This window comes from Flavobacterium sp. GNP010 (assembly GCF_056428945.1).
In genome coordinates this window covers 1-15,756 of sequence record NZ_JBWJVK010000031.1, presented here as the reverse complement: position 1 = coordinate 15,756, position 15,756 = coordinate 1, and the positions used below count along the sequence as shown (strand labels likewise).

Genomic DNA, 15,756 nt, shown 5'->3' with positions numbered 1-15,756 from the left:
TTTTTAGACGAACTGACGTTATGAGCTAGCTTAAGTAGAAAATAAACAACGGAAAATTTGAAAAATAAAAGGCTAATAATAACAATAATCATTTTCTTAATTCTAATAAACACATCATACTATTGGAAAGGGATACTTGACTTTTTAACATTCCCAGCTTTCTTTATCTTATTCATTGTTTATGTTGGACTTGGTATTGGCTTAATTAGGGAACTTTACTTTGCTGTTAAAGACAATTTTACGGACAAGAAAAGAATACTAACAATTGGTTTGCTTGTAGCAGTTTTGGCTTTGACCTTTCTTAAACCATTTGGATTTATAAACTTTGAAGAATTTGAAGGTAAAAATGTCTTAATTGCAGAAAGAGAAGGCGTCGCAGGTTGCATGATGACTTTGAAACTTAAAGAGAATAATGAATTTACAGCAAAAGGCGTTTGCTTTGGTATGACAGAAATTATTGGTAATTATAAGTTCAGAAACGATACAATCTATTTTGAAAACGTTGAACTTGGAAGAGGAGAAAAAGAATTTTACAAATATGCTGTTATAAAACCTTTGAAATTTTATAGTGATAATAAACACTTTGAATTGTTAAGTTACAGAAGTAAGAACGACACAATTGGGCACAGGCTAAAAGTAACATTGAACGAACTGAACTAAAAAGCCAGCTCATAACAGCCACTACAATGGATTTGGGCATTTGGCTTAATGGAAAAATGGTTTTGTATTTGGGATGATTTGGCAAATCCGAAAATAGGACTTAATTTAGTCCCAAACCCGTTGTAGTAGAGGGAACGTTAGCAAAAAGTTTAACAGAAACCCCAAATAAAATTTAGTGAAATCTAAAATTCAACAATTACGAGAACAAAACAATTTAACACAAAGTGAACTTGCAGAACAAACCGGTCTGTCGTTAAGAACTATTCAACGTATTGAAGCTGGAAATATACCAAAAGGTTTTACGCTGCAAGCCCTTGCCAATGTATTTGAAATTGCCCCAGATAAACTACAACCGACCGAAGATAGCACCAATGTTGATAGAGCAAAACTGATTAATTTTAGCAGTTTGTGTGGGATTCTAATTCCATATGGTGGAGTTTTAGTGCCTTTATTTTTGACTTTCAAAACAAAGGACAGTATAAATAAAGAATTAGGAAAGAGTATTGTGAGTGTTCAAATACTACTGGCGGTAGCTTTAAGTGTAGCTTTAATAGCAAGTCCGTTTATACAAAAAGGGTTAAGTCTTAGCTTTCCAATTTTTTTACTCCCATTATTGGTAACTATTGGCCTTCAATTAGCACTCGTAATTGCAAACGGCGTAAGTTTAAACCAAAAGCAAGATTTACCTAAAAAACTAAAAATCAATTTTTTATAATAGCCGTCAGTGGATTGACGTATAATTGTCATATTGTTTTCGACAGGAAATCGGTTTCATAAGTAGACATTTGTCAAAAAAAATAAACTTATGAAAATTGCAAAGAAAATTGTGTTGGCTTTTTTAGTACTATTTGTTTTGTCTTCAATAGGTGGTTACATTTATTTTGATCAAAAATTTACGCCAGAAGAAAATTATTTAACCATCGAAAACGAAAACGGTGTTGTTCCATTGAAGTGGTATGGGAGCGAAAAAAATGTAGTGTTGCTTCCGATACATTTTGAGGGTAATGACATAACATACTATATGCAGTTCGACACTGGTTCTCCTTACACCGTTTTTTATTCTAAAGCAATCAAGAATATTTCCTCTATTGCAACAAATACGAATGTTGCAAAAACTGTTTTTACAATTGGAAATACAAAAATAGCTTCGGATCATTTCAAAATTTTTGAAATGGGAAATGACGTAACAAATGATTCGATTAAAATAGTTGGAACCATCGGCGCAGATGTGTTAGAAAACAGAAAAACACTTATTAATTTCAAAGAAAGTTTTATTTCATTAAACCTTTCGAAAGCGCCAGCTGAATTTCAAGACAATTTGATCGATTTTGAATTCAAAAAAAGAAAAATTATAGTTAGTGGCATTTTAAAAGACCAGCAGGAAAATTTTCTATTGGACTCTGGCACAAGCGCTTTTGAACTATTAACCAATAAAGAAGTTTGGCAAGATTTGAAATTAGTAAATGGTAAAACGACAATTGAAAAGTCGCAATCCTGGGAAAGGGTCTTAACTACTTACACTGCAAATTGTAAACAAACTATAAAATTCAGTTCCACAGTAATTCCCTTAAAAAATGTTACCTATGTCGAAGGATATTCGCAAGCACAATATGCAATGATGAAATTTTCTGGAATGACAGGAATGTTAGGAAACAAAATATTTTTAAAAAACAGTCTGTACTTTGATTGCACACAAGGTAAAATGGGAATTCAATAAAACCTTCTACCAAATCTAGGCTTCGTCGCGTGCGCAGCACGAAAAATAAAACTCATGCTGAACTGAACCGTTCACCGGTTGGAACTATGGAGTTATCGTGAAGTTTAGAGAGAAAATTTCAAGAGGTATGTCACACTCTTTTTTTTAAAGAAATTTTAAAAATAGTTTTCTAGTGTTTTCCTTTCCCGAAGTTTCGGGATTAGGCACAGGTGACTTTACCAATAAAGTTAAATTTCACAGTAGGTTATACTTTGGCTACCGCCAAAATACCATCCCGAGGCTTCGGGAGGTAGACCACGCCGGTCAATAACCGTTATTCGATGTAAATTACCCTCCTGTCCGCCGCGGAGGATATAACACGGATATTTAGGTAGAAAGGTCTTCTTCTCTACTTTTTCACACACTTTTACCTTGAGTTTCTCCTGCAAAAGCTTGAGGTTTTCTGGTTTCCATAGCCCATCTCGATTTTACGTAATGCTGCTCAAAAAACCATATTGAAGGATTTTTACACACGAGCCCAATGGGCAAACTGACGAAGTAAAATTCTTGACCCAAAATATACAGCGCAAAACGCCTGATGAATTCCTGATGCGTCAATGTCATTTATTTTTAACGTTTTTTGAGCGCTGCTTTTTTCAATTGCATAAAGTGACTTTCCCAAAAAAGAATTTTTATTGTAGTTTAAATCACATATATTTACTTTCTATAGTAACCCAATAGTGTTTGTTTAGAGGTTTTTAGAAAAACTAACGGTATTGGCAAGCCACAAAACTATTATTTAGGAAATGGTAAGTTATGCACTAAACGCGTCGAGAATAGAGTGCTGATAGCACAAAAAAATATATAAGTAATATGGATGAAATTTTTGAAATCGTAGAAAATATTTTCAGTTCTGATGGCTTTATGCCTCGATGGATTTGCGGGCAATGGTCAGAGACGCTTGGTTGGTTTTACATTATGGCAAATATCGCCACTGGATTAGCCTACCTTTCTATCCCGATACTCTTGTATAAATTTGTTAAAAATAGGAAAGAAAGAATATTTAATAGGGTGTTCATATGCTTTATGCTCTTTATCTTTTTTTGCGGTACGACGCATTTTGTAGACGCTATTATATTTTGGTTTCCGTTATACCGGCTAAATGCAGTAGTTTTAAGCATGACCGCATTGATATCTTGGATTACTGTTTTTGTGCTTTACCGTTTTCTTCCAAAAGCATTGCAATATCGATCGCCCGCAGATTTGCAGCTAATCATTGAAGAACAAACGAATGACTTAGCAATTGCCTATCAAAAGTTATCGATTAGTGAGAACCAATTTAAGACACTGGTAAATAGTAATCCGGATATCATTACGCGCATAGACAAAAATTTAACCTATCAATTTATCAATGAATCGATTAGTAAAGTTCGGGATTTGGGATCTGAAAATATTATTGGTAAGAATATGCGGGACGTTCAAGGGGAAGGTGATAACCAGATAAATGAATCATTCATTCGCCACGTAGAATCTGTTTTCAAAACAAATAAAACCGAAACGTTTGAATTTGAAACGCATACTAATAGCAATCAAAATAACTATTTTCAACTGTCAATAATACCACTTGATAATCTAGCGGGTGAAATGCCTGAGGATGTCTTAACAATAACCAGAAACATTACGCAACAGAAACTGTATGAGTTGGAACTTAAAAGTAATATTGATAATCTCGAGCTTTTGGCAGATCGGATAGAGAAAAAGAGAAAGATATTAGAAGATTTTACGTATATCGTTTCACATAATTTAAGATCACCAGTTGCTAATTTAGCCGCTTTGTTAAATCTGCTAAAAGACGAGACCGATGATGCTACGCGAAATATGTTTATTGAAAAAATCGATATCGCCTTTGAAAATCTTTCTAACACAGTAACGGATTTGACGAATGTTGTGCGAATACGCCAAAATACTGAAATACCGAAAGAAGAACTTTTCTTTGAAGATATTGTATCGAAGCATATCATCAATCTGGAAATGCAGATTAAGGAAACGGATTCTACTATTACTTACGATTTCAATGCTTGTGAGAAAATTAATTATCCAAAAGTTTACCTCGAAAGCATTTTTTTAAACTTATTGACTAATGCGATTAAATATAGATCGCCTAAAAGAGCACCGCAAATTATATTTAAATCGTACATCGATGAAGATGGAATGATTACCTTAACATGCCAAGACAACGGAATAGGTATTGATCTAGATAAGCATGGAGCAAAACTTTTTGGGCTAAATAAAACATTCCACGACCATCCTGATGCGAAAGGTACAGGCCTGTTCATCACTAAAAATCAAGTCGAAACAATGGGAGGTATTATTTATGCTGAAAGTAAAGTAGATCAAGGGACAAAATTTATTATCTACTTCAATGTCAATAATTCTTTAATTTAAAAAAATGTTTTAATTTTGTAAAATAAATTGAAGTAGACTTGTGAATATTTCTTAAAAAACATTTATGAAAAAGATTGAAACTTTTTGCATTGTAGATGATGATGATATCTATCAGTTTACTACATCACTTTTGCTGAAAAAGACTGACCTAGTAAATAAGATTATCGTGTTTTCAAATGGGCTGAAAGCAATTAATTTCCTAAAGGATGAGATGGGAAATAAGGAAAACATTCCTGACGTTCTATTTTTAGATATAAACATGCCAGTTATGGATGGGTGGGAGTTTTTGGAGGAATACCTACTTATCAAGCCTATGATGCCTAAAACAGTAGTGATTTATATGGTGAGTTCATCTGTTGATGAAAAAGATGTTTTAAAAGCTAAAAGCATTAGCGCATTGTCAGGTTATTTGGTAAAGCCGATATCAAGCCAAAACATAATGGAAGTTATTTTAGAAATCCTTAATTGAGTTTTGTTTTCACATCATTTTTAAACCAATTGCAACACGGATTCCATTTCTAGATTTTAACCGCTTCTAACTCCGTTGAGACGCCCGTATTCATAAAGCTTTAGAAACACCTTCTATTAAAACTCGGACTACCCAGAGTCTTGAGCGTTTTTCTGTAAAATCGAGCTTAGAGCGATCAACATATTCAACAAAGGCCACTATATATCGTAGCTGGTTATCGGGACTGATAGTATCTTATAAACTTGAAAAACGCAGTTGTTGACGAGAAATACCTATGATGTCTTGTATACTAAAAAATACGAAAAATCTTCTTTTAATACAAGTTTTTTCACAGATTGACTTTACCTACGATTTTCAAAACTTATACATTTAAAAATGAAATATCTAAAAATAATTATCTTCACGCTTTTTGTTTTCTCAACGATAAACTGTGTAGCTCAAAAAACTAATGCAGAAAAAATATTGGGTTGTTGGACATTTAAAAAAATAGATTTTAATGCTAAATATGATTTTTCAGAAGGACTAATTCAGCAATTTAAAAACTCTATTGTGTGTTTTAATCTAAATGGAAAATTTACTACAAACAAAGCTGGAACCAATTCTGTATCAAAAAATGGGAGTTATAAAATTTCAAACGATGGAAAAACATTAACTCAAAAAAATGATTTGTCAAAAAAGGGTGTTTTAGCTGATGATGCTGAAATTGAATTTCTAGATGTTGAAAATCTTATTTTAAAACTCGAATTTGGAAATATCTATTTTGAGCGAAGATGAAAAACCACAGCCAACAGTTAGGTTTCGTTGCGTAAGCATTACGAACAATAAAACTCATGCTGAACAGCTTGTCTCGTTTTTTAACGGGAGAACCGATTAAAAGTAAATGATTACTGTGCACTTGTCGTAAATTTTTGACAGAGAATGTCATGGGGATTTTGTACCCAACCGCGCTGATATGCAGTAATTGTTAGTGTATTTTGCAAACTGTAACCATAACAATAAACAAATAATTAAATATCACACAAGGTCATGTTGTAATTATTTGCCATTCGTCTTTTAAAATTGAAAAACAAATTGTAATGTTTGTTACGCTGAGGGCTAAAATGGGTCAATTTAAAGATGTTACATCACAAAGAAATCCCTTTTGAAAACTATTTCAAAAGGGATTTCTGGTACAATAGAACTATTATTAAAATCCGTAGTTAACTCCTAATCCAAAAACTTCTCGAACTTGAACGGCTTGTATTGAATTGTCGTCATAAATGGCTTGCACCGCTACATTAGCTGACATGTATTTATTGATTTTCATAATAACATTCATCTGGTAATCGATATCAACATTTTGTGGTTTGTCTAAATAATTAGAATATAAATTAGAGCGGTTTTCAATTGATACGTTGGTCATGATATTAAACTTGTAGTATGCTGAAATACTGGCTCCAAACTCAAATCGTGTTGCATCGCCTTGCTTTACGCCAAAAGAGGGACTTAATTCTGTAAAATGAGGATGAACAACGATCAGTTTTGCTGTTGCTGGTGAAAAATTCACACTTAGGTTATCATTTTTTTTCCAAAGCATTCCGGGTCCTAATTGAAAATAAGCGGGTGAGAAAAAATGGGATATTTTGGTCATATTTTTATCTAAACCGGTATCCATTTGTGTTTTGAAATTAAAAAACATAGAATAATACCACTGTCCGTTTGCTTTCTTCCCGTATAGCGAATTTAGCTCCAATCGGTCATCAGTTTTAGCTATTTTTTCATCTCCTTTTATTTTGGTTAAACCGTAGGCTAGAATCAGTTTATTATCCCAAACAACGTCATCTTTTTTATAATTGAAGTCATAATTTAGTCCAAAATTCCCTGCAACATTTGATGTTCCACCACCCAACCATTGCTTGTTGTAAGCAGATTGATTGAAAAGTAACGAAATGTTACCTTTTTTGGTCCAATACTTTAGGGTGTCTGTTGCTGTTTCTTGTGCAGCAGCAGAAAGTAGGGTAAAAAGCAATACGAAAGAAAAGGCTATTTTATTCATGACTTTCATTTTAAAATCTTCAACTAAAGTATAAAATAATTGCAATAAATTAGTCTTTCTTGGTCGATTTGTACAAGGGCACTGCAGAGCACGCTTCGCCATACATAATGCTTTTGGCAAATGGGTGTAAGTACTGTGCAGCCAAAACATAAGCCCGCATAGGAACAGGTTTCCTAGAGCATCCTTTTATAATCACCGGTTTGTTTTGGTACACGGAGAAGTCTATTTTTGGCAAAAGTTCTTGGTATAATGACGCTTCAAGATCTTCTATGGTTCCGTTGATGATTTTCTTTGCAAATGGCGCTAATTGTATCGCAACTAGAATAGATGCCCAGGTTGGAACAATCGCATCGGTACTGCAATGAATCGCTACATATTGATCTTGGTATTGCGACCAATCGTGATTTTTAAGCGCCTCTCGAAAGTCTTTCTCGCGTAATAAAAAACCCTCTAAAAGCCACTGCGAAATATCTATTTGTGCTCGTAGCCCTGAGGGATAATAATCCTCGAGATCGAAAACTTCTAGTATACTATTCGCAACTTTATTTATTATTTCTTCCATATTGAAAAGTTTAAAAGGTTTAAAGTTTAAAGTTGCTCAACCTTAAACTTTAAACCTGAAACAAATTTTACAACATTCCCAATTCTAATTTTGCTTCTTCGCTCATCAGATCTTTACTCCAAGGCGGATCAAAAGTGATTTCGACTTCAGCATCTTTTACACTTGCAATCGATTTTACTTTGTCTTCGACTTCTCGTGGTAAACTTTCAGCTACTGGGCAGTTGGGTGATGTTAAGGTCATCAGGATTTTTACTTCATAATCGGTATTAACCATTACATCGTAAATTAATCCTAATTCGTAAATATCTACAGGAATCTCTGGATCGTAAATGGTTTTTAATATTTTTACAATTGATTCTCCTAGTTCATTGGTGTCTATTTCTTGTTCCATTTTATTAACAATTTATTTTTTATTAATTTTTTTAAACCATATAAGGAATATAAGGTCATTTAAGTTATTCGTTTAATCTTCTAGATATCTATATCTTTCATTGACATAGGTTTTTTGTCCTTCTTTAAAAATATGTGTTACATTGAAATTGATTAATAATCCGATCGGAACTTCCAATAGTTTCATATAGGTTAATATTTGAGCTTCGTGGATAGGCAGTATTTTATCTACTGCTTTTAGTTCTATAACTAAACTTTTTTCGACTAATAAATCACACCTTAATCCTGTTTCAAGATCTAAACCTTAGTAATTAACTGGTATAATCAGTTCGGTATGGAATCCAAAACCTCTAATTGTTAATTCTTTTTTCAAACAAGTATGATAAACACTTTCTAAAAGGCCAGGGCCAAGATGCTTATGTACTTCAATAGCACAACCATTAACCTGATAAATTAAATCTTTTAAATATGTTTTGGTCATAAATTTTCTGTTTTATCCTGACTTATATGACCTTAGATATCTTATATGGTTAAAAGAATTGGTTCGTAAATTAGTTCTTCGCGTCGAATGCCAAGGCATACATTTTTATATTTTTGATCATCGAAACCAGTCCGTTGGCACGGGTAGGTGATAGATGTTCTTTTAACCCTATTTGGTCAATAAAATCCATTTCTGCTTCTAGTATGTCCGAAGCTTTTTGATTGGAGAAAGTCCGAATTAAAATCGCAATAATTCCTTTGGTTAAAATAGCATCGCTATCTGCTGTGAAAACAATTTTGTCGTCTGTTTGTTCTCCTTGCAACCACACTTTCGATTGGCATCCTTTGATGATATTGTTTTCGGTTTTGAATTCGTCCTTTATAATTGGCAGTTTTTTACCTAATTCAATAATGTATTCGTATCGCTCCATCCAGTCGTCAAACATGGAAAATTCATCAACTATTTCGTCTTGTATTTCTTTAATTTTCATTGCAGGCTGATTTAATTTTGGTATTATTCCTCTGTAACAAATGAATTTATTTTAGCAACAAATTGCCGTATTTCCTTTGGTGGAAAGCCATGATCAAAATCTGTAGTTTCATAGGTTTTGCCTTTGTATGTAACTTTCAAATTGGCAATTGCCGCGCCATCATGAAACCTTTTTTCACTTGGGGCTTTAAATTTTGACAATTGTTCTATTTCTACCGTATCAAAATAAGTTACTATTTCTTTCCAGTCAGCCTCATTGATTTTTATGGGCGTCGCTTGATCTCGTCCATCTCGATCTTTGGATATAGTGACAGTCTTGTCTTTTACTATTATTTTTTGATAAAATCCTCGGGTATTGGCCGTATACTCAATAATAGCGTTTTCCATATCTTGCGCTTTGGCACTATCGCAGCCGTTGCCTAAAAAGATAGTAAGGAACAAAATAGATAGTATTTTCATAAGAATAAAATTTTAAGATAACATTATTTGTGCTTTTTTGACTGCGGCTACCATCTGATCAATTTCTTCCTTGGTGTTATAGAAAGCAAACGATGCCCTGATTGTCCCAGGAATATCAAAGAAAGTCATGATGGGTTGGGCACAATGATGACCTGTGCGCACCGCAATTCCCAGTTTATCAATGATGGTGCCAATATCATACGGATGAATTCCTTCAATATTAAACGAAATTACGGAAGTTTTTTCTGCGGCAGTGCCATAAATCTTTAAACCTTCAATTTCTAATAAACGTGCTGTTCCATAGGCAAGCAATTCGTTTTCTTGCTGCTGAATGTTTTCAAAACCCACTTCATTCATGTAATCAACGGCAGTTCCTAGTGCAATTCCGCCAGCAATATTTGGCGTTCCTGCTTCAAATTTATGAGGCAGTTCCGCATAGGTTGTTTTCTCAAAACTAACGTCCTTGATCATTTCTCCACCACCTTGATATGGAGGTAATTTGTTCAACCATTCTTCTTTCCCGTATAAAATTCCGGTACCCGTTGGCCCACATAGTTTGTGTCCCGAAAAAACGTAGAAATCACAATCTAAAGCTTGCATATCTGGTTTTAAATGCGGGACAGCCTGTGCACCATCTATCAAAACGGCTGCGCCAACAGCATGTGCTTTATCAATCATATATTTTACGGGATTGATCGTTCCTAATGCGTTTGAAATATGATTGACCGTTACAATTTTAGTTTTATCAGAAAGTAATTGGTCGTAGGTTGACATGATTAACTCCCCATTTTCATTCATTGGAATCACTCTTAGAACAGCGTCAGTTCTTTCGGCTAGCATTTGCCAAGGAACAATATTGCTGTGGTGCTCTAATGCCGATACTAAAATTTCATCGCCAGCTTTCAAAATAGAGGCAAAACCATTGGTTATAGCGTTTATTCCGTGTGTGGTACCTGATGTAAATAATACTTCATGAGCAAATTTAGCATTGATATGATTTTGAATTTTCTTACGAGATTCCTCATAGGCATCCGTTGCTAATTGGCTCAACGTATGCACGCCACGATGAATATTTGCATTGATTTCTTGGTAGTATTTTGAAATGGCATCAATCACCACTTGTGGTTTTTGTGTGGTCGCTCCGTTGTCAAAATAAACCAGCGGTTTTCCATTTACTTTCTGGGAAAGAATAGGAAAGTCGGCTCTAATTTTATTAATGTCTAACATGTAGTGGTTTTTTTATTTTCTAGAAAACGAATAGATGAATTGGACTCTATTATTTAGAATTTTTCTAAACACAAAAGTAGTGAAAATCGAATTAATTTTTAACAAACAGTTGTTAATTAAACCTCATTTTCTCGTCCCATAATTAGTTTAAAAATGTGATTCCTTTTTATTAAATTGCTTCAAATTAAATCGCTATGAAAAAACTCTTCAAGTTTGTTGTCCTCGTAATTTTGGTCGGAATACTGTATGTTGGATTCACAACCTATCCAAAATTAGATTTAATTTCAGGCTTTTCAGCCAAAAGTATGGCGTCTGGTCATTTTTTAGATAATCGTTCACAGGAAATAATTGAAAAAGGGGACAATGATATCGATATGATTGATTTAGCCAAAAACACCATCAATGCTGCAGAAAAGTATGCATCAGCTTCGGTTTATGGTTTAAAAGAACGAAAAGCAATTTACCGCGAAGGGTTGGGCGCCACCTTAATCAATGATGATTTTGATGTTTCAAAACCGTATCTGGTTCCCAAAAGAACAAAATTGAACAACAATTTACCTTTTCCGTTTGGGAACAAAGAGCCTAAGGACACAGCTTTCGCCAATGTGAATTATGAAAAACTAAATGCGGCTGTAGCCAATGCTTTTGATGTAAAAGGGCAAGTCAAAAAAAGAACACGTTCGCTTTTAGTAATTTATAAGGATAAAATCATTGCAGAGAAGTACGACACTGGTTTTGATAAAAACAGTAAATTATTAGGTTGGTCCATGACCAAAAGTATCACAAGTGCAATGTTTGGAGTTTTAGAAAAGCAAAGAAAATTTGACATTAATGCGCCAGCTCCTATTCCTGAATGGAAAAATGACAGCCGAAAATTGATATCCACAAGCGATTTGCTGCACATGAACTCTGGTTTACAATGGATAGAAGATTACGCTTCTATTTGTGATGCTACAACAATGCTTTTTCAAGCCGAAGACATGACTCGAGCGCAATTAGAAAAACCCGCAGAATATAAACCCAATATGAAATGGAATTATTCTTCTGGAACTACAAATTTGCTTTCCGGTATTTTGCGCAAGCAGTTCAAAACACATCAAGAATATTTAGATTTTTGGTACACGGATTTGATCGATAAAATAGGTATGAATTCTATGGTGGTTGAGACTGATATGGCAGGAAATTATGTGGGCTCGTCCTACGGTTGGGCAACTACTCGGGATTGGGCTAAGTTTGGCTTGCTGTATTTGCATAAAGGGTACTGGAACGGGGAACAAGTATTTAATGAAAGCTGGGTAAAATACACCACAACTCCTACCAATAGATCTGAGGGAAGATATGGAGGGCATTTTTGGCTAAATGCAGGTGGACATTTCCCAGATGTACCAAGAGACATGTATCACTGTAGTGGTTTTCAAGGGCAAATGGTGGCAATTATTCCGTCGCTTGATTTAGTGATTGTACGAATGGGATTGAAAGAAGAACCTGAATTTGATTTCAATGGAATGTTAAAAGGGATTGTGGGGAGTTTGGGGAAAATCAAATAAACAAACTTTTTACGTCTCGTAATTGGACTAATTATTTTTTCGCTAACTGCAATGAAATAGTTTTTGAACCTATTTTTAAGTTGCGTAAACCCCAATAAAATCAAGCGTTCAAAAATTGTTTCCCTCATAAGTAAGGGAAACAATACTAGTTAGTATTAATTTTTGTTCTTGAAAAAATATTTAACATTGTCGGCTATTAATCGGCAAAACATTCTAAATAATAAAGTCACTTTAGAAGGTATTCAAGAATACATTGGTGTAAGTGGTATGTTTTTCAAAGAAGAATACAGATTCACAAAGTCTCCAATTTCTGATTTTTATGGCATTGACATTTCAACTATTGAGCGACTTAGCGCATCAATAATTCATTAATTTTATTGTATAATAATTTTTCGTCTATTGGTTTTGAGATGTAATCATTCATACCTATTTCTAATGATTTTTTGATGTCGATAGTTGTAACATCTGCCGTTAGAGCAATAATTGGAATTTTAGATTTCATTTTTTTTCTGATAAATTCTGTAGCTTCAAAGCCATTAATTTCTGGCATTTGAATGTCCATTAGTACGATATCATAGGTGTTGTTTTGAAGCTTTTCGATAGCAATTTTCCCGTTTTCAGCAATATCACATTCTAATCCAAAATCTTCTAATATCATTTTTATTAAAAGTTGATTGAGAGGCATGTCCTCTGCAACCAATACTTTTACATTGGTAAGTTTATTGTTTTTATTTAATTGAATTGCTGATTCAACTGGCATTTCGAGAGTGGTGTTTTTAAAACTCATAGAAAAACCAAAAGTAGAGCCTTTTCCTAATATACTTTTTACAAACAGTTTTCCGCCTTGAAGTTCTACTAGTTGTTTAACAATAGCAAGTCCTAATCCTGTTCCTCCATACAATCTGGACGTTGCATCAAATGCTTGCTCAAAATTATCAAAAATACTGTTAAGTCTGTTTTCTGGAATACCAATTCCGGTATCGGTAAGCGCAAATTCTATAGTGGTTGTTTCAGCATTCTGTTCAAGAATTTTTATGTCTAAAGTGATTGTTCCTTTCTCTGTAAACTTAATGGCGTTGCTTATTAAATTCAAAAATATTTGTCGCAATCTAATGTCGTCACCTAAAACTATTTTTGGAATAGCGTTGTCAATATTTTTTACTAATTCTATTTTCTTTTTCTCACATTTAACGACAAATAAGTGAAAAATTTCGCAAATTGTTTGGTTTAAATTGAGTGGATTTTCTTCAAAATTCATTTTTCCTGCATTCACTTTGGCAAGATCAAGAATGTCATTTATAATTACAATTAAAGAATTCCCAGAGGTTTTAACGGCGTTAACACATTCTTTTTGTTGGTTGTTTAATTCTGATTTAAGCAACACATTTGTAAATCCAATTATAGCGTTCATTGGTGTTCGAATCTCGTGACTCATGTTAGACAAAAATTGTTGTTTGGCTTTTAGTGCATTTTCAGCAATTTTTGCTTTGTGCTCCGCATTGGCAATGGCTTCTATTAATTGGTCTTTCAAATGCACCTGCTTAGTGACTTCGTAAGCAATTATCGTAACGCCCGAAATGGTTTTGTCAGCTTCCAAATAAGGCTGATATACAAAATTGAAATATACATCTTCCATTTTTCCTTGTCGTAAAAGCGATACAAGATGTTCATATCCATTAAATGGTTTTCCTGTGGTAAATACTTCATTCAATAAACTAGGAAATGCGGTCGTTAAAATTTCTGGCAAAACATCAAACAATGATTTTCCTTCTATGTCATTTCCTTTACCCCAAAGTTTTTTTACACTATCGTTGGCAAGTGTAATTTTCATATCTTTTCCTTTCAAAATAGCAAAGGCAAACGGCGATTGCATAAGCATCATATCATAGCGTTTGTTGCTATCTTCCATGATTTTCAGGGCTTCTTTTTCGGCTTCTAATTGAATTTCACGAATTTTTATTTCATTTTCTCGAGTTGCCAAAGCTAGTTTTCTTGCTGCAGTAATGTCAATTATAGTAAGTACAATTAGCTCTTCGTTTTTGCTTGGTTGACTTACTTTATGTCCATTTAACAATAATATTTTATGTCCGATATTTGAAAAAGTATGATCAATCTCAAAATCATGAAAACGTACATTATTGGTCACGATCTCTTCAAGAAGTTCTCGTAATCCAGGAAAATTCCATTGATTTTTATTTAATTTATAAAGTAATGTTCCCACGCTTTCTTGTTCAGACACATGAAAGGTTGAGCAAAAAGATTTATTCGCAGTACGAATCTTCATGTCTTTATCAAGAATAAGCATGGGTTCGTGAATGGTTGATATAATCGCCTCAGAATAAGAATATAATTCTTCTATTTGTTGGTTACGAGCCTGCAATTCTTGATTACTTGTTGTAAGTTCTTCGTTTGTAGATTCTATCTCTTCTTTAGATGTTTCTAGTTCCTCATTTAAACTTTGTAGCTCTTCGTTGCTAGAAACAATTTCTTCATTTAAGCTTTGCAATTCTTCGTTACTAGATTCTTGGTCGAGAATTATGGATCCCATATCGGCTCTTGCGGCTACCAATTCTTCTTCTAGTTTTTTAATGCGCCGGTCTTTGGCAACAGAAATATTTTGGGAGGATTTTATGGGATCTTCTTCAACTTCTGAAACTTGTTGACCCGTAAACACCACAACCAATAAAGGTTCTTCGCCTTCAATGGTAATGGGTGTAACTTCTAAATTAACGATTCTATATGCATTTTCATTTTTATCACGATTCATTTCAATACCTATTTTTACAACCGTTTGTTCGGTTTTAATGGCATTATGAATGGCATTTCGCAACTCAAATGTGATTTCTGGATGTGCCATTTTCAAAATATTAAAACTGGCTTTGCCCGAAGAATGTTGCAAATATAGTGACGTAGTTCCTCTAAATTGAAGGATGTCTAAGTCGTAATTAACTATAACACTTGCAGGAACATAATTTTCGAGCAATACAGTATCGAAAGCTAAACCAATAGTTCCATTTGCCGGGCTGTTCGTTTTTTTAAGGATTCGAGCCGGACTGCTATTTTTATTGGGCATAATACTGTTTGCTGTTCTTGAGTTTAAATTGGAAATGGTATTTAATCTTGAATAATTTTTTCGGCAATAAAATTTATATTTTTTATTCGTAACTCCAAACAAATGTCCAGATGACCCAATCGTTTCTGACTTTCCTAGCATTAGACAACCCCCATCATTTAGTGCATAACACTGCTATCCGAAAGTCTAAAATAAAAAGAGCCTTAGAATCCCGTATTTTTGA

The 15,756-nt window shown here is 33.8% G+C and carries 15 protein-coding genes and 2 pseudogenes; 8 read left to right on the top strand and 9 right to left on the bottom strand.

Annotated elements, in window-relative coordinates; translation table 11 throughout:
* Positions 1-57 precede the first annotated feature (57 nt).
* The 3 genes from AC061C_RS12555 to AC061C_RS12545 all read left to right on the top strand — a co-directional run bounded on the left by AC061C_RS12555 (position 58) and on the right by AC061C_RS12545 (position 2,377).
* Positions 58-660 (top strand): hypothetical protein, encoded by a 603-nt coding sequence (locus AC061C_RS12555; protein ID WP_478291449.1) that lies wholly within the window; start codon positions 58-60, stop codon positions 658-660.
* A gap of 175 nt (positions 661-835) precedes the next feature.
* On the top strand, positions 836-1,375 hold the full coding sequence (locus AC061C_RS12550) for a helix-turn-helix domain-containing protein (RefSeq protein ID WP_478291448.1): 540 nt from the start codon (positions 836-838) through the stop codon (positions 1,373-1,375).
* A 90-nt stretch (positions 1,376-1,465) separates the two neighbouring features.
* Positions 1,466-2,377 (top strand): hypothetical protein, encoded by a 912-nt coding sequence (locus tag AC061C_RS12545; protein ID WP_478291447.1) that lies wholly within the window; start codon positions 1,466-1,468, stop codon positions 2,375-2,377.
* A 227-nt stretch (positions 2,378-2,604) separates the two neighbouring features.
* On the opposite strand, the pseudogene AC061C_RS12540 reads toward AC061C_RS12545, so the two are convergent.
* Positions 2,605-2,980 (bottom strand): annotated as a pseudogene (locus AC061C_RS12540) (hypothetical protein); the annotation flags it as partial.
* Between the two features lie 249 nt (positions 2,981-3,229).
* Between AC061C_RS12540 and AC061C_RS12535 the strand changes: the two are divergent.
* From AC061C_RS12535 to AC061C_RS12525, 3 genes are all read left to right on the top strand, one after another.
* Positions 3,230-4,801, top strand: a complete 1,572-nt coding sequence (locus AC061C_RS12535) for an ATP-binding protein (protein WP_478291446.1) — start codon at positions 3,230-3,232, stop codon at positions 4,799-4,801.
* A 64-nt stretch (positions 4,802-4,865) separates the two neighbouring features.
* A complete protein-coding gene (locus AC061C_RS12530) occupies positions 4,866-5,270 on the top strand; it encodes a response regulator (protein WP_478291445.1) in 405 nt (134 codons plus the stop codon).
* A gap of 375 nt (positions 5,271-5,645) precedes the next feature.
* Entirely contained in the window at positions 5,646-6,044 is a 399-nt protein-coding gene (locus tag AC061C_RS12525; protein ID WP_478291444.1) for a hypothetical protein, read from the top strand.
* 412 nt (positions 6,045-6,456) lie between these two features.
* Here AC061C_RS12525 and AC061C_RS12520 read toward each other — a convergent pair whose 3' ends face one another.
* From AC061C_RS12520 to AC061C_RS12490, 7 genes and pseudogenes are all read right to left on the bottom strand, one after another.
* The gene (locus AC061C_RS12520) at positions 6,457-7,305 is read right to left on the bottom strand and encodes a DUF3078 domain-containing protein (RefSeq protein WP_478291443.1); all 849 of its coding nucleotides are present in this window, start codon (positions 7,303-7,305) and stop codon (positions 6,457-6,459) included.
* Positions 7,306-7,354: 49 nt separating this feature from the next.
* Positions 7,355-7,867, bottom strand: a complete 513-nt coding sequence (locus AC061C_RS12515; protein ID WP_478291442.1) for a DUF2480 family protein — start codon at positions 7,865-7,867, stop codon at positions 7,355-7,357.
* A gap of 67 nt (positions 7,868-7,934) precedes the next feature.
* Positions 7,935-8,258, bottom strand: a complete 324-nt coding sequence (locus AC061C_RS12510; protein WP_309756135.1) for an SUF system Fe-S cluster assembly protein — start codon at positions 8,256-8,258, stop codon at positions 7,935-7,937.
* A gap of 72 nt (positions 8,259-8,330) precedes the next feature.
* Positions 8,331-8,738, bottom strand: a pseudogene (locus AC061C_RS12505) (GxxExxY protein).
* Positions 8,739-8,808: 70 nt separating this feature from the next.
* The gene (locus tag AC061C_RS12500; protein WP_417967638.1) at positions 8,809-9,228 is read right to left on the bottom strand and encodes a SufE family protein; all 420 of its coding nucleotides are present in this window, start codon (positions 9,226-9,228) and stop codon (positions 8,809-8,811) included.
* Positions 9,229-9,251: 23 nt separating this feature from the next.
* Positions 9,252-9,686 (bottom strand): hypothetical protein, encoded by a 435-nt coding sequence (locus AC061C_RS12495; RefSeq protein ID WP_478291441.1) that lies wholly within the window; start codon positions 9,684-9,686, stop codon positions 9,252-9,254.
* Between the two features lie 12 nt (positions 9,687-9,698).
* Positions 9,699-10,913: an aminotransferase class V-fold PLP-dependent enzyme gene (locus AC061C_RS12490; protein ID WP_478291440.1), complete on the bottom strand. Its 1,215-nt coding sequence runs from the start codon at positions 10,911-10,913 to the stop codon at positions 9,699-9,701.
* A 194-nt stretch (positions 10,914-11,107) separates the two neighbouring features.
* Between AC061C_RS12490 and AC061C_RS12485 the strand changes: the two genes are divergently transcribed.
* Entirely contained in the window at positions 11,108-12,460 is a 1,353-nt protein-coding gene (locus tag AC061C_RS12485; protein WP_478291439.1) for a serine hydrolase domain-containing protein, read from the top strand.
* A gap of 186 nt (positions 12,461-12,646) precedes the next feature.
* Complete coding sequence (locus AC061C_RS12480; RefSeq protein WP_478291438.1) at positions 12,647-12,832, top strand: hypothetical protein; 186 nt, start codon at positions 12,647-12,649, stop codon at positions 12,830-12,832.
* Here AC061C_RS12480 and AC061C_RS12475 read toward each other — a convergent pair.
* Entirely contained in the window at positions 12,810-15,533 is a 2,724-nt protein-coding gene (locus AC061C_RS12475; RefSeq protein WP_478291437.1) for an ATP-binding protein, read from the bottom strand. The genes AC061C_RS12480 and AC061C_RS12475 overlap by 23 nt on opposite strands.
* Between the last annotated feature and the right edge of the window lie 223 nt (positions 15,534-15,756).

Bases quoted from the DNA above. Each gene is read 5' to 3' on its own strand.
- AC061C_RS12510 (WP_309756135.1), bottom strand. From the start codon at position 8,258: ATGGAACAAGAAATAGACACCAATGAACTAGGAGAATCAATTGTAAAA.
- AC061C_RS12495 (WP_478291441.1), bottom strand. From the start codon at position 9,686: ATGAAAATACTATCTATTTTGTTCCTTACTATCTTTTTAGGCAACGGC.
- AC061C_RS12520 (WP_478291443.1), bottom strand. From the start codon at position 7,305: ATGAATAAAATAGCCTTTTCTTTCGTATTGCTTTTTACCCTACTTTCT.
- AC061C_RS12475 (WP_478291437.1), bottom strand. From the start codon at position 15,533: ATGCCCAATAAAAATAGCAGTCCGGCTCGAATCCTTAAAAAAACGAAC.
- AC061C_RS12525 (WP_478291444.1), top strand. From the start codon at position 5,646: ATGAAATATCTAAAAATAATTATCTTCACGCTTTTTGTTTTCTCAACG.
- AC061C_RS12500 (WP_417967638.1), bottom strand. From the start codon at position 9,228: ATGAAAATTAAAGAAATACAAGACGAAATAGTTGATGAATTTTCCATG.
- AC061C_RS12535 (WP_478291446.1), top strand. From the start codon at position 3,230: ATGGATGAAATTTTTGAAATCGTAGAAAATATTTTCAGTTCTGATGGC.
- AC061C_RS12545 (WP_478291447.1), top strand. From the start codon at position 1,466: ATGAAAATTGCAAAGAAAATTGTGTTGGCTTTTTTAGTACTATTTGTT.
- AC061C_RS12515 (WP_478291442.1), bottom strand. From the start codon at position 7,867: ATGGAAGAAATAATAAATAAAGTTGCGAATAGTATACTAGAAGTTTTC.
- AC061C_RS12485 (WP_478291439.1), top strand. From the start codon at position 11,108: ATGAAAAAACTCTTCAAGTTTGTTGTCCTCGTAATTTTGGTCGGAATA.
- AC061C_RS12530 (WP_478291445.1), top strand. From the start codon at position 4,866: ATGAAAAAGATTGAAACTTTTTGCATTGTAGATGATGATGATATCTAT.
- AC061C_RS12490 (WP_478291440.1), bottom strand. From the start codon at position 10,913: ATGTTAGACATTAATAAAATTAGAGCCGACTTTCCTATTCTTTCCCAG.